15 protein-coding genes and 1 pseudogene are annotated in these 25,080 nt (G+C 43.1%); 8 read left to right on the plus strand and 8 right to left on the minus strand.

What is annotated here, in order from left to right:
* The first annotated feature begins 38 nt into the window (after positions 1 to 38).
* Together BDD43_RS29305 and BDD43_RS29310 are read left to right on the plus strand one after the other, a co-directional pair.
* Complete coding sequence (locus BDD43_RS29305; RefSeq protein ID WP_121201764.1) at positions 39 to 2,840, plus strand: TonB-dependent receptor; 2,802 nt, start codon at positions 39 to 41, stop codon at positions 2,838 to 2,840.
* Complete coding sequence (locus BDD43_RS29310) at positions 2,831 to 3,637, plus strand: DUF4249 family protein (RefSeq protein ID WP_121201765.1); 807 nt, start codon at positions 2,831 to 2,833, stop codon at positions 3,635 to 3,637. The genes BDD43_RS29305 and BDD43_RS29310 overlap by 10 nt, the downstream gene beginning before the upstream one ends.
* A 70-nt stretch (positions 3,638 to 3,707) precedes the next feature.
* Here BDD43_RS29310 and BDD43_RS29315 read toward each other — a convergent pair whose 3' ends face one another.
* Positions 3,708 to 4,223 (minus strand): DUF4251 domain-containing protein, encoded by a 516-nt coding sequence (locus BDD43_RS29315; protein ID WP_121201766.1) that lies wholly within the window; start codon positions 4,221 to 4,223, stop codon positions 3,708 to 3,710.
* A gap of 392 nt (positions 4,224 to 4,615) precedes the next feature.
* Between BDD43_RS29315 and BDD43_RS29320 the strand changes: the two genes are divergently transcribed.
* Positions 4,616 to 7,609 carry a glycoside hydrolase domain-containing protein gene (locus tag BDD43_RS29320; RefSeq protein ID WP_246001825.1) on the plus strand — a complete coding sequence of 998 codons (2,994 nt, stop codon included), beginning with the start codon at positions 4,616 to 4,618 and terminating at the stop codon, positions 7,607 to 7,609.
* Between the two features lie 16 nt (positions 7,610 to 7,625).
* On the opposite strand, the gene BDD43_RS29325 is transcribed toward BDD43_RS29320, so the two are convergent.
* The 7 genes from BDD43_RS29325 to BDD43_RS29355 all read right to left on the minus strand — a co-directional run bounded on the left by BDD43_RS29325 (position 7,626) and on the right by BDD43_RS29355 (position 18,012).
* Positions 7,626 to 8,912: a DUF3472 domain-containing protein gene (locus tag BDD43_RS29325; RefSeq protein WP_162847196.1), complete on the minus strand. Its 1,287-nt coding sequence runs from the start codon at positions 8,910 to 8,912 to the stop codon at positions 7,626 to 7,628.
* Between the two features lie 176 nt (positions 8,913 to 9,088).
* The gene (locus tag BDD43_RS29330) at positions 9,089 to 9,991 is read right to left on the minus strand and encodes a lysophospholipid acyltransferase family protein (protein WP_121201768.1); all 903 of its coding nucleotides are present in this window, start codon (positions 9,989 to 9,991) and stop codon (positions 9,089 to 9,091) included.
* A 179-nt stretch (positions 9,992 to 10,170) separates the two neighbouring features.
* Entirely contained in the window at positions 10,171 to 12,870 is a 2,700-nt protein-coding gene (locus BDD43_RS29335) for an alpha-L-rhamnosidase (RefSeq protein WP_211339750.1), read from the minus strand.
* A gap of 59 nt (positions 12,871 to 12,929) precedes the next feature.
* Positions 12,930 to 13,928, minus strand: coding sequence for a glycoside hydrolase 5 family protein (locus BDD43_RS29340; RefSeq protein WP_121201769.1), 999 nt, complete (start codon positions 13,926 to 13,928; stop codon positions 12,930 to 12,932).
* 60 nt (positions 13,929 to 13,988) lie between these two features.
* Positions 13,989 to 16,706, minus strand: a complete 2,718-nt coding sequence (locus BDD43_RS29345) for a glycosyltransferase family 2 protein (RefSeq protein WP_121201770.1) — start codon at positions 16,704 to 16,706, stop codon at positions 13,989 to 13,991.
* The gene (locus tag BDD43_RS29350; protein WP_121201771.1) at positions 16,703 to 17,341 is read right to left on the minus strand and encodes a hypothetical protein; all 639 of its coding nucleotides are present in this window, start codon (positions 17,339 to 17,341) and stop codon (positions 16,703 to 16,705) included. The genes BDD43_RS29345 and BDD43_RS29350 overlap by 4 nt, the downstream gene beginning before the upstream one ends.
* A complete protein-coding gene (locus BDD43_RS29355) occupies positions 17,338 to 18,012 on the minus strand; it encodes a glycoside hydrolase family 2 TIM barrel-domain containing protein (protein ID WP_121201772.1) in 675 nt (224 codons plus the stop codon). Before BDD43_RS29355 ends, BDD43_RS29350 begins: the two co-directional genes overlap by 4 nt.
* Before the next feature lie 430 nt (positions 18,013 to 18,442).
* On the opposite strand from BDD43_RS29355, the gene BDD43_RS29360 reads away from it, so the two are divergent.
* The 5 genes and pseudogenes from BDD43_RS29360 (at position 18,443) to BDD43_RS29380 (ending at position 25,062) form a co-directional block, all read left to right on the plus strand.
* The gene (locus tag BDD43_RS29360) at positions 18,443 to 19,792 is read left to right on the plus strand and encodes a TolC family protein (RefSeq protein WP_121201773.1); all 1,350 of its coding nucleotides are present in this window, start codon (positions 18,443 to 18,445) and stop codon (positions 19,790 to 19,792) included.
* Complete coding sequence (locus BDD43_RS29365; RefSeq protein ID WP_121201774.1) at positions 19,789 to 20,892, plus strand: efflux RND transporter periplasmic adaptor subunit; 1,104 nt, start codon at positions 19,789 to 19,791, stop codon at positions 20,890 to 20,892. The genes BDD43_RS29360 and BDD43_RS29365 overlap by 4 nt, the downstream gene beginning before the upstream one ends.
* Before the next feature lie 4 nt (positions 20,893 to 20,896).
* Positions 20,897 to 24,100, plus strand: a pseudogene (locus BDD43_RS29370) (efflux RND transporter permease subunit).
* A 248-nt stretch (positions 24,101 to 24,348) separates the two neighbouring features.
* On the plus strand, positions 24,349 to 24,747 hold the full coding sequence (locus BDD43_RS29375) for a DUF4267 domain-containing protein (protein WP_121201775.1): 399 nt from the start codon (positions 24,349 to 24,351) through the stop codon (positions 24,745 to 24,747).
* Between the two features lie 12 nt (positions 24,748 to 24,759).
* A complete protein-coding gene (locus BDD43_RS29380; protein ID WP_121201776.1) occupies positions 24,760 to 25,062 on the plus strand; it encodes an NIPSNAP family protein in 303 nt (100 codons plus the stop codon).
* Positions 25,063 to 25,080 lie beyond the last annotated feature (18 nt).

A 25,080-nucleotide genomic window follows, 5' to 3' on the forward strand; every position in this document is an offset into this window, starting at 1 on the left:
GTAAGGCTGTTTAAAACACTCAACCTGTAGCTCAATTGATGAAAAAACTTTTCCCTGCCCTGTTTATTTTTACTGTATTTTTTGGTTATTCTGCGCGGGCGCAGTACACCAAACAGATACTTAAAAAAACCGTTATCAGTCACTTTTATACCTGCTCCCTTGACGAGATGCTGGATACCCTTTCCATGAAATATAAACTACCTATATTTTTTGAGAGAGAGCCCATACATGCCATGGATGTTAATAACAGGTTTTTTAACGAGAGCCTGCAAAATGTGCTCAAATTTGTTTGCCGCGAAAACGCCCTGCAATATTGGGTAGAAAACGATGGCACCATTTACATTTTACAAAAGCCCGATGATTTGCCCCATTTAAAAAAGCTTAAACAGTTTCGTAAAGATATGGCGCTCATTAAGCCCATCATACTTGAGGCACCAAGCGGCCCTCCAAAACACTTTGATTTTTCGATAGTGGGCCGCGTTACCGATCAAAATACCGGCGAATCGTTACCGGGCGCAACGGTAAAGGTGCGCAATACAAACATCAACACCTTAACCAATATTAGCGGTAACTTTACCCTGCTCAAGGTACCATCGGATACGGTAGCCCTCGAGGTATCATTTGTAGGCTACCAGCCCGATACCTTTAGGCTAAACAGCAAAAACATTGATAGCGCCTTAACCCTGTCGCTATTCCCATCCATGAATGCGCTTAACGAGGTTGATATTAACGGCAAAAAAACAGGTGTATTAAATACCGATAGTAAACGGATAAGCGTTTTACAACTGGCACCATCAGCCTTAGATAAATTGCCCAACATAGGCGAGCGCGATGTGATGCGGGCATTCCAGCTAATGCCGGGGGTTAGTGCAACTAACGAATCGTCGTCGGGTGCATATGTACGTGGCGGAACGCCCGATCAAAACCTGGTAATGTTTGATGGCTTCACCGTCTATCAGGTTGATCACCTTTACGGTTTTTTTAGCGCCTTTAACAGTAACGCCGTTCGCGATGTTGAACTTTATAAAGGCGGTTTCTCTGCAAAATACGGTGGCCGGTTATCAAGCGTTACCGTAATTACAGGTAAAGACGGTAACAAAAACGAAGCCAATATTGGTGGCGATTTAAGCTTATTAAGTACCAATATTTATGCCGAAATGCCAATCGGCAGTACATCGTCGCTGCTAGTGGCTGCCAGGCGGTCGTACCAGGGGCCGTTGTACGATAAGCTTTTTGGGCAATTCAATACTTCTACTGCCAATAGTTCGCCCCCGGGTGGTGGCGGTGGCAGGCCGGGTGGCGGCGGGAGGGGTGGCTTTGCCAACCAGGTTACACCAGCATCAAACTTTTACGATTTAAACGCCAAATACGTGTACACGCCGTCAAAGCAAAACAGTTTTGCACTAAGCATATACAACGGTGCCGATAACCTAAACAATAGCCGCGAAATGAGCATACCAGCTTTTAGCGTGGCCAATGGAGGCAGCGATATTACCATTAACGACTATTCACGATCGGGCAATACCGGCGGCAGCTTAAAGTGGACGAGTACCATAAACCACAGGTTTTTTGCCAATACAGTAATTAGTTACTCTGAGTTTTTTAGCGATCGCAACCGTGGTACACAGGGCACGTCCGTAGATAGCGGCATTACTAAAAGCTTTAACAACGGCATGCTTGAACACAACTTGCTGCGCGATTTTAGTGCCAAGTCTGACTGGGAATTGCAGGTAACACCAAAAGCTAAATTGCTTTACGGCGGCTATGGTTCGTTGTTGCACATCCAATATTCATATACACAAAATGATACCAGTAAACTGATAAGCCAGGATAACCGCGGAACAATTGCAGGCGGTTATGCCGAACTGGAACTGGACCCAACCAACAAGCTACATGTGCAACCCGGCGTTAGGGAAACTTATTTCAGCCCAACGGGCCAGGTTTATGCCGAGCCAAGGCTATCAACAACTTACCAATTAACCGGCAGGTTTAATTTAAAGGCTGCTGTTGGTCGCTTTTACCAGTTTACCAACCAGGTTGTAAGGGAAGATATTGTTGGCGGCGACCGTAATTTTTGGGTATTGGCCAACAAATCAAATATCCCTGTAAGCAGGGCAGAGCATTACATTTTTGGTTTTAATTATGAAACTAAAGACTTTTTATTTGATGTTGAAGGCTATTACAAAAACCTAAACGGCTTAACTCAATACTCCATACGGCAGCAAGGCGGAACCAGCGGCGGCGGCGGACCTTTTAGCGCCAGCACAGGCACAAGCTCCACCATTACCGAAAACTTTTACAACGGTGTAGGCTACGCCGAAGGCATAGAGTTTTTACTACAAAAAAAGGCGGGTTCATACACGGGCTGGGTAAGCTATACTTTGGGCCAGGCAAAAAGCAAGTTTGATGCCTTTGGCAGCGATTATTTCTCGTCAAACCAGGATATTACGCACGAGTTTAAATCCATCAACATGTATCACCTGCAACGCTGGAGTTTTTCGGCAGTATTTATAGCCAGCACGGGGCACCCTTACACCGCTCCATTAGGCAGCTATACCGTTAACACGCTCGACGGCAATAAAACCACTTACCTAACCATAAGCGGCAAAAATGGCGAACGCTTACCGGCTTATCACCGTTTAGATATGTCGGCAACTTATGATATTCTAAAGTTCGACGGCGCAAAAACCGGCAGCATCGGCCTTTCGCTTTTCAATGTATACAACCATGTTAACACCTGGTACAACGAGTATTACATACAAAACAACCAGGTAATTACCACAACGGTAAAATATTTAGGTTTTACACCCAACATAACCCTTAGCTTAAAATGGAAATAAAATATAAACAATACCTGTTGTTAATTATCGCTATCAGTGCTTTTGCATTCTCGTCGTGCAAAAAAACCGAAACAAGCAATGTAGCTGCCGAACCTGTGGTTATTGGTTATCTAATTCCGGGGCAACCCATCAGCATTAAAGTTTATCAGCAAAAAGATATTTCGGATACTGCAAATTACGGCCCCGCTATAACAGGCTTAAAACTAACCTTATCAAATGGTACCAGCACGGTTAGCTTAACCGAAAGTGCAGCCGGAACTTATACGTACAGCAACCAGAGTTTTTTGGCTGCAGGTAAAACCTATACTTTGCAGTTTACTTATAACGGTTTGCTAATTTCGGCAAGTTCGGTTATGCCTGCCAAGCCTTTAAATTACACGGCAACGCGCACTTTAATTAATTTGCCGCTCTCGTCGTTAAGCGGGCCAGGCGCCACTGATGCGGTTGCTATTACTTTTAAATGGGACAATCCGGATTCGTTATATCACGTGTTGGTGTTTAAAAATGACGACGCTAACGCCTTTAACATTCATCCCGACAGAAACAGCGCACTTAATTTTACCCTAAATGCCAAGCAAGCCGCCGGTTACGATGTTTATTACCGCACTTTTAATTACATAGGTGTTTACCGGGCAATTTTGTTCCGTGTAAACAAAGAGTATCTGGATATTTTAAACAGCAATGCCAGCAGCACGTCACAAAACTTAACCAACCCGCCAACTAATATTACCAATGGCTTTGGCATCTTTTCGGCCATGCAGGCCGATACGATTAAATTAACCTTAACCCAATATTAGGGGCTTTAAATGCAATAAAAAAGGGGCGCAAATTAATTTTTGCACCCCTTTTTTTATTGAAAATATCAGCTTAAACCTTATGCTTTTTTACCTCAATATAGCCCTGGTATGATATGGCATCGCGGTTATTGCTGGTAATCTGCAAGGTTGCATAACCATCTTTAGAAACGCTCAACCGCATATATCGCACATCTTTTGTATTAACCGGCTTGATAGAAACATCCCATCCGTTTTTATTTTCTACCACCTTATAATCAAACTCGGTAGCGGTAAACATCATTCCGGCATCCTGAGGGTCAAATGGCGCAACATAGGCGCGGCCAAAATAGGGCAGGTATGATATTACCGAATCTTTGCTGATTCGCAAATCATAATCGGGCGTTATATATTTGTTGCCGCCACGCATAGGTTGCACGTATTGAGCCTTAAAAACATAATTCTGAGCATCAATTATGCTTTTCATTTCGGCTTCTGCTTTAGCCTGTTTTTCTTTTTTTGTGCTTTGTGCAAAACCTAAATTCCACACAAAAACCGATAGAACAACAAAAAATGCGGGACTGGCCCACTTTACAATAAATGCTTTCATATTCAAAGGTTTATGTAAATATAACGATACGTTTTTATTATTGTTTTACGGCGTAATCTAAAATAATATAAGGCTAAGTTTAATGCCGATATCCTCGCTTTAAACAAGTATGCTGTAGATCGAAAGAACTCGTTAGCCTATATTATTATTCGGGAGTGCCAACTCCCGAAGTCGTGCAGAAGTCAAATAGCTAAACAGCACAAACCAGTAGCCCAATCAATGTTTTTAATTAACTGGTTTACAAGTGTAATAATTTAATTACGTAAACATATTGTGTTAATAATCGGGTGCATGTGTTCGCCTTAGTGCTTAACTATTAACTGCAAATGTTTAAGTTTGGGTGCATTAATTAACCTGCCAAAAGCAGGCACCAAACTACTTTTATCATCAACATGAATAGTTTATTGAAACCACTTTTAACCGTTTGCGCCTTTTTTATTTTATGTGCCAGTGCATTTGCCCAACCGGTTAAATACATCAACGGTAATAACAGTTGGAACGCCGATTCGTTGGGTAACCACCGCGCAGTTGTTAATGTAGTTGCGCCTGGCGCGGTAAGTAAGGTACTAATAGACTGGCGCCGCCACGACGACCCAGCTAACAAAGCTGTTATTGTTGTTGATGCCAAAAGCAACAAGCGGATATTAAATGTTAAAATAGATAACATATCCCGCGAAAGCGGAACGGTTTATTTTGAACCAACAAGCGGGCTGGGCAAATATTACATTTACTATATGCCTTACAAGGTTACTGCACGTTCAAATTATCCAAAGGCAATTTATAGCACAATACAAAACACGGCTTCTGCCGATTGGTTGAGCAAAACCATTAAAGCCAATAAAGCCACTTTGTTGTACCTTGAATCTGTAAACGCCATGAACAGCTTTTACCCAATGGAGGTTATTGCTACAGGTAAAGAAGTTCAAACTCTGACCGGTTCAAATCCCGGCAAGGATTACCTTGTTTTCACTGAGGACAGGGAGCACCCCACCAAAATGCAGCACTACCTGCCGCAGCGCTGGATTCAAAAAGGCGCTACTTTAAAGTTTACAGGCGATGCTTTGAAAGGAGAAAACTATAGCTATCAGTTGGCTTTATACCCGGTAACTAAAGATATTCATAACATTAAACTACTTTTCAGCGATTTAAAAGACGCTGCCGGCCGTAACATTCCGGCCTCGGTAATGAGCTGTTTGAATACCGATGGCACTCAATATGATGGTTCCGTTTTAAGCAACACCGTTAACGTAAGCAAAGGCAATGTGCAAGCTTTGTGGTGTTTGGTAAATATCCCTGTGCAAACTGCGGCTGGCATTTACAACGGCACAGTTACCGTAAAGGCGGATGATGAGGCTGCAACCGTGGTTAAGGTCAGCCTAACGGTTAAAAACCAAACGGCGGTAAATGGCGGGGTTAATGAGCCTCAAAAGCAAACCCGCTTAACCTGGTTAAACTCAACGCTGGCACAAAAAAACGATGTGATAAAACCTTACACACCGCTGTTGGTAAATGATAAAACAATCAGTCTGCTTGGCCGTAGGGTGATACTGGCCAACAGTGGTTTCCCGGATAAGATACAAACTTTTTTTAACCAGGAAATGACCGGGCTGAACGATACCGCCAAAAATATACTGGGCGAAAATATCCATTTCCATATTGTTAACTCGGCTACGCATAAAGATATAGCCATGAAAAGCGCGGGCGTAACTTTTACTCAAAAAGCCCCCGGCACTGTAAAATGGCAAGCCACTAACACTTCCGACCTGCTGAAAATGGATGTAAGCGGATCCATTGAATTTGATGGTTATATGAATTACGTTGTTAAGCTAACCGCCCTGGAAGATGTTAATCTGGATGATACTAAATTTCATATCCCTTTCGATAAGGCATCATCAAAATACTTGATGGGCCTGGGGCAAAAAGGTGGCTTACGCCCCGATACTGTAAAATGGAAATGGGATGTAGCCACCAAAAACCAGGATGGTGCCTGGATTGGCGAAGTAAACGCCGGGTTGCAATACTCCTTACGGGATGAAAATTACGTGCGCCCACTCAACACCAACTTTTATCTGCAAAAACCATTGGTACTGCCAACATCATGGGGTAATGGTGGTAAAGGAGGAATGATAGTTACCGTAAAAGGCAGAACCATGCTCTCCGAAACTTACACCGGCCCACGCAGCATGAAAAAGGGCGATGTGCTGTATTACAACTTTACGTTGTTGATTACCCCGTTCCATACCATTAATACCGATTTCCAGTGGGCAACACGTTTTTATCACAAATACAACAACCTCGATACCATTAAGGCAACAGGTGCAACCGTGGTTAATATTCACCATGCTACGCCTATAAACCCTTACATTAATTACCCCTTTATTGCACACGATGCCATGAAGAGTTATATCGATTCGGCCCACCGCCTGGGGTTAAAAGTTAAAATATACAACACCGTTCGCGAACTATCCAACAGTGCTTACGAAACCTTCCCGATGCGTAGCTTAGGGCATGAAATATATTCGGCCGGTAAAGGCGGCGGTTACTCCTGGCTACAGGAGCATTTGAGCGACGATTATATTGCTGCCTGGTACGTGCCCGAAATTAAGGATGCCGCCATTGTAAACAGCGGCATGAGCCGCTGGCATAATTACTATGTTGAGGGCATGAACTGGCTCACCCAAAACGTAGGCATCGACGGTATTTACCTGGACGATGTAGCTTTTGACCGCATTACCATGAAACGTGTTAAACGCGTACTCACGCAAAATGGGCAGCCGGGTATTATCGACCTGCATTCGGCCAACCAATACAACAAGAGCGATGGCTTTAACAACAGTGCCAATTTGTATATGGAACACTTCCCCTACCTTAATCGTTTGTGGTTTGGCGAATACTTTGATTACGAAAAAAACGGTCCCGATTTCTTTTTAACTGAAGTATCGGGCATACCATTCGGCCTCATGGGCGAAATGCTGCAAGACGGTGGCAACGCCTGGCGCGGTATGGTTTACGGTATGACCAACCGGATGCCCTGGAGCGACAATGCCGACCCACGCCCAATATGGAAAGCATGGGATAATTTTGGCATGCAAGGCAGCAAAATGATAGGTTACTGGGTTGATGCCAATCCGGTAAAAACCAACAATGATAAAGTATTGGCAACCGTTTACAAAAAAGATGGCAAGGCTATGATAGCCATTGCAAGCTGGGCAACAGGTGATGTTAACATTAAACTAAACATCGACTGGAAAGCCTTAGGCATAGATCAAACCAAAGCAACTATTACTGCACCCGAAATAAAAAACTATCAACCAGCGAAAACCTTTACTGTTACAGATGAAATACCGGTAACAAAAGGCAAAGGCTGGCTACTGATAATTAATTGATTTTTTGAAGTTAATTTTACGGCAAAGCTGTTAAATCAATATCGGGCTTGGCCGCTGTTGGCGGCCTGTTAAATGTTTTGTTTAAGGGTATAAAATTGTTAAAAAAGCCGCCATTTTTTAAGTAGAATTTGCCGCCGTACAATCCTCCGGCGTAGTCTTTACGGTAATTGGCTTTCGCCGTAGCATCGCCAGTATAGGTTACACTGGTTATTTCCAGCCATTTGTTTTGGCTATCGGCAATCCATTGGTTGCCGTATAGCGCCATGCGGGTTTGGTTGCCGTTATCGGGTTCAAAATTCTCTAAAAACGAGTACAGGCTGGTTAAATATTTAACTGTTTTTGGCCTGCTAAAACTGGCTACCAAAAACCATTTATTGGCGGCAACATCTTTAAACCAGGCAGTAAACGTTGTTGTACCTTTTACCGCATTGGGTTGGGCGTTAATTAAAAACCCATATGTTTTACCGGCTTGCCAACCATAGTGCATATAGCTTTGCCCTCCCGAGCCTTCGCTGCCAAACTCCTGCGCATGCACGGTGTCTCCTTTTTTATTCAATTTGATCTTCAGGCTATCCGGAATGCTCTTTGGGTCTTGCGTATCAAACGGGCTCCATACCGAAAACAATACCCGCCTTTCGGTTTCGCTATTTACCTGCATCCCAAAATAACCCTCGCCAAAGCCATCGGCCATAAAATACGAGCCTACAACATCCTGCCCAACAGGTACGGTTATTTCGCTATAAAACCATTTAACATTACTTTTCACCTCAGCCGGGATAGCATACCGCAAATGTACCGACGGCCCCCTCCTGCCAAAATGGAACGAACTACCTTGTTTAACAAAAACAACATCGTTAGCCGGGTTAATTCCTTTCACAATTAAATCCGACACATCGGCAAAAACCGAACCCGTTTTGCTGATGCCCTGCAAATCAACTTTAACATAACCAGATTCTGTAATTTTAACATTGCCAATGGCAACCGTATCAAAGCCGGTATTGTTAATTTGTTTTGTAAAGTTGGAATTACCTACCGATATTTTAATTGTGCTTTTACCTTGCGGTACACGCAGCCTCAAAAAAAAACTTAAAGTTTGCCCCTCAGATATGCTAAAGTATATGCTCGTTATATCCTGACCGCCCGTCCAATTGGTTAAACCATCGTCGGTAATTAGGGCCGGTGGTTTAACCCAGGCATTCCCGCCAAGGGGTATAATAACAACCGGCGGCGCGCTGCAAAATGCGGTTGGCACTATTGCCATAGTAAATATTGAGCATACAGCTAAAATGAAAAGCCTTTTCATATGGTTGTTTTTAATTTGCATCGCGTATTCAAAACGTTAAATATAACCGCAAATATGGCACAAAATCAAATTAAAGCAAGTCCGCATTTAATCATTACATTGCGTTACCTAGCCTTAAAAGGGACGTGGATATTATATATAAAAGCGATATAAATTACATTAGCTACGCTTTGGTTTTAACCGATGCTGTAGTGGTTTCGCAAACCAAAATCTTCGGGTTTAAACTTCCACCTTCTGTGCGACCATAGCCAGTACTCAGGCTGCTGCCTTATAACTTCTTCCAGGTATTTAACATGGGAATTTGTAATTTCGTAAGGTTCGGTAACTTTTGGATCCGCAAACAGCGGAACGAAAGTACAACGATAGTATCCCCTTTTTATCCGCCTGATGTCGCAAAAAACAACCATGCTATTGGTAAGCCTTGCTAATTTTTCAACCCCTAAAAACACGGCTGTGGGCTGGTTTAAAAAATTGGTAAAATAGTTTACTTCCGGTTTGGCCGGAGTTTGGTCGGCCACCAAAACGGTTACCGTGCGCTCATTTTTATATTCAATAAGTTTACGTGCCACATTTTTCATGTTTACCAAAGTGGCACCAAACCGGGAGCGCATCCGATATAAAAGATGATCGAAATAGTTGTTTGACAGAGCCTTGTAAACAATAATACGTGGCTCATTAAACAACTGGCTAAACCTAAGTGCGCCCATTTCCCAGTTGCCGTAATGGCCCAATACGCCCAACACACTTTTGCCGCTGTTAAAAGCTTCGCTAACCACGTTGGCGTTTGTTACATCAACCCGTTTCATAATTTGCTTGTCGGATATGCTGAGCAGCTTAACCGTTTCTACCACTAAATCGGCCAGGTAATGGTAGTATTTCTTTCTAATTATTTTTCGTTCCTCGTCGTTTTTTTCAGGAAAGGCATTGAGCAGGTTTTGATCAATAATTTTGCGGCGATAGCGGGTTATGTAATAAAGCATCGCATATAAAAAGTCGGCTATGAGATATAGCACTCCGAATGGCAATAGCGAGATAATATAAAGCAAGCCCAACAGCAATATAAAAAGCGCTTTTTTCATAGCGGCAAGTGGTAGATTAACGCTACAAAAATTAAAAATCCGGAAAAATGGCCCTAATTTTTTCGCACAAATTGCTTTTGCGTGATAGTAGGGCGGTTACAGGTACCATATGCCCTCATTACCTGTTTGCCAACTACTTACATAGGTGCCACGTTAAGAGCTAACCAGGACTTCAATAATTATTTTATTGTGAACTGGTATGTGCCCGAAACCAAATTAATGTGGTTACCCGATAATTTCCCGTTCAGGTAGGCTTTTTTATCGCCTACAGGCAACGTTAATAGAGCTGTTGAGTTGGCTGGTATAGTGGTGGTATAAATAACAACATCCCCTTCGCGTTTCCAGCTCGAAATTATTTTACCATAAGGGCCGTTATGCGATGATTGGTATTGCTGCAATCCTTTTACAAAATGTGGCTGAAGTACTATATTTTTAAAACCGGGATGTGCCGGGTCTATTTTTATACCACCAATGCCTTTGTACAGCCATGCACCAATTTCGCCAAACATAATGTGGTTAAGCGAGATATCATGGGTGGCCTGTATGTTCCAGTTTTCGTAAAGCGTGGTTGCGCCATTCACCATCCACCATCCCCACGAAGGGTAAGTTTCCTGCGAAGCTATGGTATAGGCAACATCGGCATAGCCATTATCGCTCAAAGCACCTAAAAGCGCTTTGGCTCCTAATATGCCAACATCCAGGTGAAAATTGTCTTCTTTTACACGTTGCGCCAGGTTGGCGGCAACTTTAGTTTTTAATCCTTCGGGTACCAGTCCCCAAAACAAAGGCACGGCTTGTTCGGTTTGATAACCCTTATCGTAAATACCTGTATTCACGTCGAGGTATTTTGCATTGATGGCATTTTTTATTTTGAGAGCCAATGCGGTATATTTTGCTTCATCAGCCTTGCGATTCAAAATACCGGCAGATTTAGCCAGAATATTGGCATCAACAAAGTAGTAGGTTGAAGTTATAAACTCCATCGGTGTTATTGATTTTACCGGAACCCAGTCTCCCAGTCCCCAATTGGTTATACCCGTTGGATATAAATTGTCAACATGGTCAACATAGCGCTTAATGTTGTCGTAATTATCGGTCAATGGTTTGGTGTCGCCATAAAACTGGTACAGGTTCCAGGGGATAATGGCAATGGTGCTTGTCCAGTCGGGTCCGTTAGCCCAGTCGTAACCCCAGCCGCTAGTTGGTATAATGGCGGGTAATACACCGTTAGGTTGCTGCTCATCGCGGTGGTCGGCCATCCATTTTTCATAAATAGTGATACCATCAAAGCTGTATAACCCGGTTTCGCTGGCAATGTGCCCATCGCCTGTCCAACCGTTCTTTTCCCGTTGAGGGCAATCTGTGGGGTAGCCCTGAAAGTTAGACAGGTAAGAGTTATTGGTTGCCTGCCATATTTTGTTAACCAAGGCATTTGATGTTTCAACCTCGCCAACAGGCGTTACATCGCTATGCGTAAAATAGGCTGTTAAACTTTCCTGCGATAGTTCGATAGGTTTATCGGCCGTTACCTCTACATATTGAAAGCCCTTGTAATTAAACTTCGGCATAAAGCTTTCTTCGCCGTTGCCGGAAAGAATAAAAATATCCGTTTGAAAAGGATCCTGATCGTCTGTCGGGCGGTAATGTTCTATGATGTTCGATTGGTCTATCTTGCCGCTCTTATCCAATCGTTCGGCATGCATCAACCGTATAACGGTTCCTCTTTCGCCTTTAACGGTGAGTTTACTTACGCCCGAAATATTCCTGCCGATATTGAATAAATAAGTTTGCGCATTAATTTTTGTGATACTTTTTGCCGGTATAGTTTCAACAGCGCGAATAGGGGGCATGGCCTGCGACACAATGTTTTGTGATGGCGCTGCACGTACAACCGTTCCTTTCCACGGATTATTAACGGCAGGAACAAACGAGGCCGTATTCCACCCCGGTTGCTCAAGGCGCGCATCGTAATGTTCGGCAGTGTAAATACTATTGAATGTTACGGGGCTCAATGATGTTCGCCACGTAGTGTCCGACGAAATGGTTTGCGTGGAACCATCGGTGTAAGTAATCCGCAGATCCATGCAAAAAGTGGGCCTGTTGCGCCACGGCGCCTGGTGAAAATACCATACTGCTGTTGACTGGTGATTATACCAGCCATTACCCAATAGAACGCCAACGGCGTTGCTTCCGCTTTGCAGTTGCGCAGTTACATCGTGCGTAACATATAACGTCCGCCTGTCAAAACGGGTGTACATAGGGTCCATGCGGTGGTTTCCTATTTTTTTACCATTAAGATAAAGTTCGTAAAGCCCGGCAACGGCTATATATGCGCGTGCGGATTTGATTTTTTTATAGATTTGAAAGTTGTTCCGGAAATAGGGTGCAGCTTTTTGAATAACGTTGTGCCCATCGCTTATCCAGGTGCCTTTCCAGTTGCCCTGGTTCATCATCCCGGTTTCAAAATTTGAAACGCCCGATGTTACAAGCTTATCCTTATCCCACACTTTTACCTTCCAAAAGTATTTGGTAAACGGCTTAAGCGGCTTGCCATTATAAGTTACCAGGTTGGTTTCCAAATTTATCTTAGCTGTTTGCCAAACATCTCCTTTGCCTGCATCTACCGCAAGCGAGTCGGTACCAACATATACCTGATAAGCAGTTTGCAGAGCTCCAAAGCTTTCATCATGCAGTATCCAGATTAGCCGTGGCTTGGGTGCATCAATCCCTATAGGGCATATCAGGTATTCGCATTTCAAACTGCCAACCTGCGGATGAGATAAAGCATTGGCTTTACCCAATTGAACGCTAAACATTGCCGCAATACACTGAATGGACAATAAAAGCAGGTGTTTTAATGAAATTAGCGGTTTGCTCATGGTTTCGGCATTGCAGGTTATCAAACAGATGTGCGTTAAAACTAATAAATTTTTATCATCTAAAGGCCTAATTTCGATTTGATGATCTGCACATCGTTGCCACGGCTAACATACAAATATAGCCTGTTAGCTATTGGGTTTTCTGGCATGCTAACGGTTACCTGCGGGCCTGTACCCAAAAATTTCATCGAGAGTGCATTATCAAAGGCATCAACTTTTACCAGCACCCATTTAAACTCCAGCCCTTCTGTTGCTCCTGCCAGGCCCCAAAGGCCATTATGGTTGATAATTGCGTGGTAGGTTAAAGCAGTATTTGCAACGGTGGTAACTGCGGGTACCAAAATTCTAACAGGTGGCAATGCACGCGGCAGCGTTAAACGCTGCCAGCGGTTTGCTAATTGGCGCAATTCAAATTTATTTCGGCCCCATTTGTCTTTTAAGCCATTGAAGGTTACAAAGCTATATGTTTCCTCATCCTGCCAATTGGTTATAAAAGCCCCAGTGTTGCTTTCCGGAAATTTTAGATAGTTTAAAGCATCAATATAGCTATAAAAGTAGGGTACTTTCAGCTCGCCAATTTGTTCGGCCCCGGCCGATACTTGATCGGCTACTAAGCCAAAAAAGTCAATTTGGGGTATCAACTGGTGCAGCTTTTCAGTAGTACTAACCAGGCTATTATCTACACGAACATCAAGACAAACCGCCCTCGCCGGGTCGGCTTTTTTGATGGCCGATACCAGCGTTTGTAGCCACCGGATGTATTCATCCTGTTTATACAGTAAATCAGGCTTGTAATAATATAAGCTTAACGTTTGCAAGGGTGTATTTCCCAACTCCCAGGCCAATATATCATGATTGTTATGTAAATTATTAACCGTGCGGATCACCTTTGCGCTAAGGTTGTCCATCGCATCTTTGTTCGACAGAAAGGCCAGGTCATCAGGTATCCAAAAGCTGTAGTTAACTTTTAATCCTTGTTCATGGGCTGCTTTTAAAATATTATGGTCATAAATACATGGGCCATAATATTTAATGGTGTTAAAGCCGAATTGCTTCATTTCCGTCAGGTCATTTATCAATTCTCCTTTTGTAAAGGCATGGTAGTTTTTACTCCAATCTTACCCTTTTGTGTAATTAACGCCCCTACAGAGATTGAATGTTGTTTTATCGGTTAAACGTATGGGTTTCGGCAATATTTGATCAACTATCAATGTACTCATGCCCGGATACTGCGCGGTTTGATCTTTGCCCACCAGATGGCTAAGCTTAATAGAAAGGCTGTTCCAATCGCTCACCTGCCAGTTATAAGGTTTGGCTGAATTACTGCCGACGATGTTTTTGTCGACAGCAGTATTAAACAATACTACGGCCTTAATTTCAGGAAAGTTAGCTGGTATAGAGGTAAATGCGCCGTTTAACCATTCGCTTTGCCTGCCGGCAGAGCTGAGCGACCCCATTTCGGCAAGCATAACAGGCAACCCGCTTTTAAATACTGGGTTGTTATGAAATGGATAATACAACTGCGCCATTGAGTACCATTTACCATCGTTATTTTGAGGGCCATAATTTAAAACATCAACGCCTATCCAGTCTACATAATCGGTGCCCGGAAAGTAAGTGCTAACAGCCTTGGCTTTCCAGGGGTTCCAAACCCAGATCACATTGTTTGCCCCGTGCCGCTTAAAATAATCATGTACATAGCGCCATGCGCTTACAAATTGGCGCGGCGTGTTACCCCCCCTCTCCGACCAGGGGTAAAATGGATTATCTGCCTCATGCGCAAAACGTATATAAACAGGGCGGCGAAGCGCTTTGACCTGACTTGCAAAGCGGCTTAGATAACCGTCGTACCTGCCGCTGTTTATTCGGACAAATACTTTTTTTTCAGTACTATCTTTAAAATTTTTTGTTTGAGCGAAAAGACTTTGCCAAGGCTCCCAGGTGAGCATCGGGATAGCACCAATACGGTATACCGAATCGAGTAATCTAAGGGGTATCTCGCAACGCGGCTCATCTCCCCACGACAAATAAAATGAGACGATATTAAAAGGCCGGCCGGCTTTGCGCTCATATTGTTTAACCATTTTAACCGACGTTAAGCCATCTGTACCCTGGGGGTCAAATATCCCTGTAAGGAAGATGTTTTTGGTATAGATATTTTGTGTGTTGCCTACTTGTACCGCAAATCCAGATCTAACGAAATAGAATATAACACACAGGGTAAATACGGTGATGAGTAAAGCAGTGCTTCGTACACCAGCATAAATACGCCTCCTTAATTTCCAAAACTGCTTTTTAAAGGAAGTTACGTAGCTCATGGTACGATATAACAGATCATTGCGCTCCTTTAGTTTCCTGAAACGGAACTGTCTGCTTGCTATGATGGAAAACAGCACGATAAAACAGTTCATCATAGCAAAACCGGCCATTATTAATGTATAAGGGCTCCAGTCATTATACAAGCCGTATATAATAGCAGCTATAGATACGCCGATTACGGCGATGTTAGGGATGTTTAACCGCCAGCTATCTTCTTCATTACCATCTTTTGGTGTTGGATTGTAAGGGACTTTTTTTCGTAGGATGGTGTAAAATAACCCGATCATAAATATCCACCATGTGCCTATCATTAATAAGCCGCCAACAATGTGAAAGCCACGCTCATCGTCTTCCATCACCCACCATTGCACAAAATGCCTGATCAGGATAACAGCTATAGCGAGGGGCAAACCGATTATTGCAAACCGGCTCAGGTCGAGGGTTAAAGGGTCAATATCAAAGGTTAGCGATATAACTGGAATTAAAAAATTCAATAAAAATATAACGCCAGAAAGGTAATGCAGCGGGATTACCCCGTAATGCAGTTTTTGTTGCCAGGTAAACTTTTTAAATAGTTTTGGGTAAGCGGTTACAAAAAGCTCAAACACCCCACGTGACCATTTTAGTTGTTGCGCGTAGTATGCCGATAAAGTGGCGGGTACCAGTCCCCGGGCTAGCACGGCCGGAACGTAGACGGATTTCCAACCCTTTGCATGCAATTGCATTGCGGTGTGCATATCTTCGGCCAGGCCCGCCGCATGTCCGCCTATTGAATCGAGCGCCGTGCGGCGGAATGTGCAATTAGCGCCTATGGCAAGCACGGTACCATACTTGTTCATGGTCATCATTATGGGGCCGTAAAACTGGAAGGTTTGCTGCGCCGCACCCTTAGCTATGAGCCCTTGGTTGTGATTTCGGTAGGCCTGCACAATTTGTACAAAGCCAATTTCCGTGTTATTAAAATGCGGGATGATGCGGTCTAAAAAATCGGGGAAAGGCACATGGTCGGGATCCAAAATAACGCAAATCTCACCCGATGCGTATTTTAGGGCATTGTTGATGTTACCGGCTTTGGCATCTATTTTTTGGATACGGGTGACATGATTAATGTGAAGCTTTTCGCAGAGTTCTTTTAAATATGGATCGTTAGCCTCATCACACAAATAGGTGGTATGCGGGTATGTAATAGCCTGCATAGCGGTTAACGTTTCAACAATCATGTCATAAGGTTCGCCAGCGCAAAATGTGGTAAAAACATCAACCGTATATAATTTTTGCTGCGGCGGAGTTTCGGGCAGAGTAATACAAAAATAATGTATCCACTCGTGTAAAACTTTAAGGCATATAAAAAAAATAGAAACCAGCAACATCCAGTATAAAGGGGTAAAACCAACAATATTGGGATTGAGCAGGCCCCTCAAAAAGAAAAACATAGCGGCTAAGCCCAATACAATCATGAGCCGTAAAGTAAACAACTCCCTTTTTGAAGGCGGCTTTACAGGTTCAACTCTTTTCATTGATTGTTAGCCACTACATAAAAGGGAGTATTACAAGTAGCCATGTTGCCGTAATTATCATACAGGTTTGCAAATATCCGGTAAGGGCCTGCTTTTGCCGGGGTTATAAAAGTGGCTTTTAATTCATTCTTTTGTGTTATAAGCCCCGCTATTTCTATGGGCTTATTCGTATTGTTGATATTGTCTTTTTTATACCAGTCTTCCTGGAATATCTGCCATTGTATTTTGATAATATTGTGGCCTGGCTTCAACATAAAAACCTCGGCATTAGCTTTTTGGTTTGGTTCATACAATATATTATCGTTCGCGCCTTTAGCATCCACCAGCATATATTTAATTTGGGGAGCTTCATTAGCGGGCCAGTTACCTGTCCAGAGATACTGTGCCGATGCAACTGCACCGGTTTTAAAACCATTTTCATCAAAAAGGCTAAACCAGGTTTGTGTCGTTTCTTGCTTTTGGCCCCAGTAAAAAATAAAAGAGCCCAAAAACCGCGGATCATCAACCGGCATTTGCGCTTTGTACTTTGCGGTGTATTGCTCTGCTTTCTTTGTGCTGGTAGGTTCAATGTAGGCGCTCCAGGCGGTTTGCCGTGTGCCCTCCCAAGGGCCGTCAATGCCCCATTCGGTAATCATGTAGGTCCTTTCCAAAACCACGAAAAATTGCGCAGGTCATCGCGCAGGTAATTCAAACGGCCAAACATATTGAACGAGATAATGTCGATATCCGTCCGTAACTTGATGTTGAATATATTTTTTTTCTGAAAATTAATGATGGTTGTGGTGATAGGATGATCAGGATCGGTTTGATGAATCATTGTTACAATATTATTGAAGGCGTTATAAAAACCATTATACGACCTGCCGGATGGAAATACCAACTCGTTGCCTACGCACCACATCAATACGGCAGGATTGCTTTTATATTTATCAACTAACTTTTTAAATGCCGCAAATTGCGCGGCAACATTGGCTGGGTTGTTATAATAAGCCATAAATTTACTATCGGGCATGGGTAAACCTATCACTACCGCCAAATGGTTTTTATTGGCTTGTTGCAATACCGTATCAATACCCACTGTATCCCATATCCTGATAGTGTTTCCACCGCAAGCGCTAAGCACATCAAGGTTAGTGCTTCCTGCGGCGCCTTTAATAATAAAGGGTTTGCCATACCGGTATAAAATATATTTGCCGTTAATTTTTTTGATATATATTTTATGAACATGGTTAACCGAATCACGATCAAAACACCCTGCCAACAAAAAGAGCACGACCAACAAACACGCGGTCGTTTTAATTTTCATGCACTACTTTATTTATAAACAAATTGATAGGTTTTACCGATGGGGGTCTTTTATGATAAGAATTTACGGCAACAATATAGCAATTAATCTATAGTAAGTGCTCTCAACACTGTTTTTTTGAAAGGGTTTTGATAACGCAATGTGCTACTTTTACAAAAAAGCAAAGTGTAGGAATAATGAAGCAAAATTTTAAATCTATAGTTTAGCTTTTTGTGAAATTCCTATAGAAAATTTTCTTAAAAATACTCCGTTACGCCTTGTTAGAAAGTCAAAATTAACCTCTCAGATTTTTTACCAAAACGGCTTGCTAAATTATTTGAAAACTTTTGTTGATTTGATACCACCGTCCGGCATTACGTAAAGCGTACGTAACAAATGTTACCATTTAACTTTTCAATTGAAGCTAATTTTGTTTCAAATAAAAAGTTAAATGGACAATACTAAGCATGTTTTAAAACTAGTTGTATTGGCGGTGATTGCAAGCATTGGTGCACTTTCGGCAGCACATGCACAGGAAAATACAAAAAGCTTAAACCTAAGCGAAGCGATAGCAACGGCTTTAGCCAATAATAAAACCGTAAAACTGGCCAAAATTGATGGAAACATTACTGTAGCCAACTACCAGCAAACCGAAGCAATTTTTCTGCCACAGGCAGATCTGTCTTATACCGCAATGAGCACCAACAACCCACTCAACGCTTTTGGGTTTAAACTGCAACAGGGCATCATCACCCAAAATGATTTTAATCCTGCCCTATTAAATCATCCGGGTGCAACGCCCGACTATATGGCGCAGCTTGAAGTTAAGCAGCCCTTACTTAACATGGATATGTTATATATGCGTAAGAGCGCTGAAAAACAGACCGAAGTTTACCGGTATAAAACACAGCGTACCCAGGAGTACATAATTTTTGAAACCACGAAAGCGTACCTGGGATTGCAGATGGCTTACGATGCATTGAAGGTTGTAACCGAGGCCAACCAAACCGCAAAGTATGTATATAAGTTTACCGACGATCATTTCAAGCAGGGCCTGATACAGAGATCAGACTTGTTGAATGCACAGGTATACGTTACCTCGGTTGAAAGCAGCCTTGCCAAAGCGCAAAGCGGCATCCGTAACGCATCAGATAATCTGAATTTGTTAATGGGCCAACCTGCGGGGATCATTTACACGATCCGTGAAACGGCCTCAATAAATGCTGATACTACGTTAAAGATATTTGCTAACCGGTCGGACTTTATAGCCATGCAAAAGGCTATTGAAGCATCGGGCCTGATGATCAAATCAAGCCAAATGAGCTACCTGCCCAAATTAAACGCTTTTGGCAATTACCAATACAATGACAGCCGCTTAACCGGTTTGGGTGCCAATGCTTACCTGGTTGGCGTTAAGTTATCATGGAATTTGTTTAATGGGAATAATACAAAGCATACGATAACTACACAGAAACTGGAAAGAGATAAGCTGATTATTGAGTTAGCTCAACAAAAAGATGAGAGCCAGATGGAACTGGAAAAAGCTTACCGCGACCTGTCTGATGCGACTTTTGAAATGGGTAAAGACCAGCTGGCTATTGATCAGGCAGCCGAAGCATTACGTATCCTGCAAAACCGCTATCAGCAAGGGCTGGTTAATACCACAGATGTATTAGCAGCAGGAACCCAGTTATCGCAATTAAAGTTCGCACTTGTGCAGGCGCAGTTCAGCACCAACCTAACCCGTGCCTATATCCAATTATTAACCGCAACTACCACCAAATTAAACGATCAGAAATGAGATTAGCTATTCTATCTAACAGGGCTTTACCAATATTTATCGTTATCGGTTTATTGATCATCAGTTCCTGTTCATCCAATAAAAAAGAAATGCAAACCGGTGCCGATACCGCCATATGGGTTACGGTAAGCCAGCCAGCCGCTGTTTCCAAACAAGGGTTAGCAGTAAGCGGACGGGTAGAAGCCAATCAAACTGCCAACATCAGCACCAGGGTAATGGACTATATCACAAAAGTTAATGTTAATGTTGGCGACCGGGTTAGTAAAGGGCAGTTACTGGCAACTATTAGTAATGATGATATGCTGGCAAAACGCGCCCAAGCCGAAGCAATGATAGCACAGGCGGATGCCGCTTTTAAAAACGCGCAAAAGGACTATGACCGTTTTACCGCATTATATAAACAGCAGAGTGCCTCGGCCAAAGAACTGGATAATGTTACGCTGCAATACCAGGCTGCCAAATCAGGCCTTGAGGCCGCCAAACAACAGCGCAATGAGGTAAACGCTATGCTCGGCTATACTAACCTTACGGCTCCTTTTGCCGGAACAATTACCCAGAAGATGATGGATGCCGGCAGTATGGCTAACCCCGGTATGCCACTATTAACCATTGAACAAAGCGGAAGCTACCAGGTAAGCGCATTAGTGCCCGAAAGCGAGATCAGTTTAATAAACGAAGGTTTGCCCGTAACCATAACTATTGATGCGATACATAAAACCATCAATGGTAAAATAGTCCAGATCGATCCATCTTCAGCACAAAGCGGCGGGCAATACCAGATCAAAATACACATCCCCGACAATGAAAAGCAGGGCCTGTTTGCTGGCATGTATGCAAATGTTGCCATTACGGTAACGCAAGCAATAAAAACTAAATCCGCTGATCAGGTTATGGTTCCGGTATCAGCAATTGAATATAAAGATGAGTTAACCGGTTTGTATACTATAGGCAGTAACCACACAGCTTTGCTGCGCTGGGTAAGGCTGGGTAAAACCCAGGGCAGTCAGGTAGAAGTGTTAAGCGGTTTGGCTGCGAACGAACAATTTATTGTGACTGCCGAAGGTAGGTTGTACAACGGTGTGCCGGTTAAATTAAAATAAGGACATGAAAGAAGGATTTGCAGGAAATATAGCCAAGGCTTTTATACAGTCGAAATTAACGATACTGTTAATGATCGCCTTTTTGCTCATAGGCGGGTACAGTACGTTTTTGATTCCCCGGGAGGAAGAACCTCAGATACAGATGCCCATGGCCGACATTTTTATCGGTTATCCGGGTGCTTCACCTAAAGATGTGGAGACCAAGGTTTCGGCACCAATCGAGAAAATGATCTCTAATATCAAAGGTGTTGAATACGTATACTCCACCTCTATGCAGGGGCAGGCGATGGTAATTGTACAGTTTAACGTGGGTGAAGATGTGGAGCGTTCGCTTGTAAAGCTGTATAGCGAGCTAATGAAAAACATGGATAAAATGCCTCAGGGTGTTACATTACCATTAATCAAAACCAGGGCCATTGATGATGTGCCTGTATTGGGCTTAACCCTTTGGAGCGATAAATACAACGATTACCAACTGAAACAAATGGGCCAGGAACTGGCTAACGAAATTAAAAAGATCAACGATGTATCGGATGTTAACATAATTGGCGGCCGTAACCGGGAGGTAAAAGTATTGCTTGATAAAAATAAAATGGCCGAAAGCCATGTGGATTTTTTATCACTCAGCAAACAGATTTAGGGCAGTAATATGCAATTGGCAGGCGGTACGCTGCTTCAAAAAGACACCGCATTTTCCGTGGAAACGGGAAACTTTCTTACATCTTCGGATGATGTAGGTAATCTGGTGGTAGGCATCAATCAGCAGCAGCCGGTATACCTTAAACAAATTGCGAAAGTAGTGGAGGGCGCAGAAATGCCCAACCAATACGTGCTATTTGGTTATGGAAAAGCAAATGCGGTTAACGCTCGTAATTTCAAATCCAACTATCCGGCCATTACACTTTCTGTGGCTAAGAAGAAAGGCGCGGACGCGATGAAATTGTCTGAGCAGATTTTGGGTAAAGTGGAACATCTTAAAGGAAGCCTTTTGCCTAACGACGTTCACTTAACCGTTACCCGCAATTACGGCGAAAGCGCTTCGGACAAGGTTGGTGAGCTGCTGCTTCACCTGTTTATCGCCATCGTGGTGGTAACAGTATTTGTGATGTTAGCCATGGGCTGGCGTGGCGGGCTGGTGGTGTTTTTATCTGTGCCGGTCACCTTCGCCCTTACACTGTTTGCTTATTACTTTATGCATTACACGCTTAACCGTATCACACTTTTCGCGCTAGTGTTTATTACTGGTATCGTTGTGGATGATTCCATCATTATTGCCGAGAATATGCACCGGCATTTTAAGATGAAAAAACTACCGCCCTTACAAGCCGCTATCTATGCCATCAATGAAGTGGGCAATCCAACTATACTGGCCACGTTTACGGTAATTGCGGCGGTATTGCCAATGGCCTTTGTATCCGGCATGATGGGGCCTTATATGAGCCCGATGCCAATTGGTGCCTCCATCGCCATGATTTTATCGCTGGTAGTTGCGCTAACGCTAACGCCGTACCTGGGCTATATCTTCCTGCGTGAAAAAGAAAACCATTGTACCGCTCACGAAGAAACTCAACCAAAATTGCTGGAAGCAACCCGCATTTATAAAATATACCACTCATCTATCCAGCCTTTACTGGAAACCCGCTGGAAACGCTGGACGTTTATTCTCAGCATTGTAGCGATACTATTCGCTTCTTTATCCATGTTTTATACCAAAGCAGTGGCTGTAAAAATGCTGCCTTTTGACAACAAAAATGAGTTCCAGGTGGTGATCGATATGCCCGAAGGAACCACGCTTGAAAAAACACAAGCGGTAGCAAAAGACATTGGCTCGTATGTGTCCGGGCAATCACTTGTCAGGAATTACGAAACCTATATCGGTACATCAGCGCCTATTAGTTTTAACGGTTTGGTTAGACATTACGACTTGAGAAGGGGCAACAATATGGCGGATATACAGGTTAACCTGGTAGATAAAAAAGACCGGAGCATGGAAAGCCATGGTATAGCCAAAGAAATGCGCGGCCCAATACAAGCAATTGCGGCAAAATATAATGCCAATGTTAAGGTTGTGGAAGTGCCGCCCGGGCCTCCGGTTTTATCAACCTTAGTGGCCGAAATTTATGGCCCTAACTACAACGAGCAGATTAAAGTTGCCCGCCAGGTAAAAGAGCTGATGAACAAAACTTCTAATGTGGTGGACGTGGATTGGATGGTGGAAGATGACCAGCCCGAATACCATATTGAAGTGAACAAGGAAAAAGCGATGCGTTATGGTATCGCTACCGCGCAAATAGCAGCCACAGTTAACTCAGCGTTATCAGGTATGCTGGTGGGTAATATTGCGCAGCCTGCCGCTTATAATCAAACGGCGATAAAGTTGCAACTGAGCGACGCTGATAAAAGCAGTATAGATGATGTACTGAATCTCAAAGTGATTGGGATGCAAGGGAATGCAGTGCCAGTAAAAGACCTGGTTACCGTAACCCGGCAAATTAAGCCGAAAAGCATCTACCGTAAAAATCAGAAAGAAGTAGTGTATGTGCTGGGCGACATGGCTGGTAACCTGGAAAGCCCTTCGTATGCGATCGCTGATGTTTCGGATCATTTAAGCACAATTAAGGTTCCTAAAGGATTCTCACTAAAAGAGGAATATACCCACCAGCCAGAACTGGAAGACAATTACAGCTTGAAATGGGATGGAGAATGGCAAATTACTTTTGAGGTATTCCGCGACCTGGGCATCGCCTTCGCCGTCGTAATCATCATGATCTACATCCTCATTGTGGGTTGGTTCCAAAATTTTACGGTGCCACTGGTAATGCTTGCCGCCATACCGTTATCATTGATTGGGATTGTATTGGGCCACTGGATGCTGCACGCCTATTTTACAGCCACCTCCATGATCGGGTTTATCGCACTTGCCGGGGTAATGGTGCGTAATTCTATCTTACTGATCGACTTTATCAATATCAGGCTAGACGAAGGTATCCCATTGAAGCAAGCCATCATTGAAGCCGGAGCGGTGCGTACAACGCCTATTTTATTAACCGCCGGTGCCGTAGCTTTAGGTGCAGTTATCATTTTATTTGATCCGATATTCCAGGGGTTGGCAATATCGCTCATGGGCGGCACCATTACCTCCACCTTTCTCACGCTAATTGTGGTGCCTTTGCTGTACTTTAAAATGATGCGTAAAACTAAAATTTAGTTACCTGTAAAATTATCTAACCTTATAAAACTAAAATTAAGACTGTTTGCCGGAAGACTAAAAATATTATGTTTTAAACACCGTATATTTTGATAAACTGCCTGATATGATCAGTTAAAGCGAGTAAAGCTGCAATCCTGAAGCAGTATCAGAAAAAAAAATCCCGAAAAAATGATTTGTTAACCCAGGTGCATGAATGCCGGTTGCTACAAGGATAGTTTTGTATCAACATTTAAAAACAAAATATCATGACAACAAAAATCTCTTATGCAATCGCATTTTTACTGGGCTTAGGAATGATTTTCCTTGGAGCCCGCTTTTTTTTCTCTCCCGAAGTAGCAACAGCCGCGTTCGGTATTCGTTTTAACGCCAGCGGGGATTATTCTTTTCATCACATCAAGGGTATCAGGGATATATTTTCCGGGATATTACTTTGTGCCTTGGTGCTGATGAAGGAACGCCGCTCCCTTGGCGTGATGCTTGTAGTGGCAACTATTATCCCGGTTTCCGACATGGTTACTGTACTCGAAAAAAGTTATACCAGTGTGCAGCAGGCTCTACCGCATATTGTAGCTACCATCATTTGTTCGGTGGTTGGCATACTGTTATTGACAGCTAAACCTCAACTAACAGAACCTTCAAAATAAAAAACCGACGCCATGGAACAATTAATTTATACCCTTGCTAACAGAGAAATAGCAGAACACTATTTTAAGGAACATTGGTCAAAGCACAGGTTAAACCTTCCTAAATTTGGCTTCGAGGTTAAAGGCGTTTGGATAGGCAATACACCCGGTATAGCCAAGCAGGTGGTTGCCCTTGTTTCTTTTCCGGACAATGCTGACGTGAACGGAATGACCGAACGTTATATGAAAAGCCCCGAATATGCCAGTGATACAGCAGGTTTCGATAGAAACAAAATCATTAATGTAGAAACTTTAATATTGAGGTCTGCAAGCTAACCCAGATTTTACTGCTTG

Source organism: Mucilaginibacter gracilis (genome assembly GCF_003633615.1).
GTDB lineage: Bacteria > Bacteroidota > Bacteroidia > Sphingobacteriales > Sphingobacteriaceae > Mucilaginibacter > Mucilaginibacter gracilis.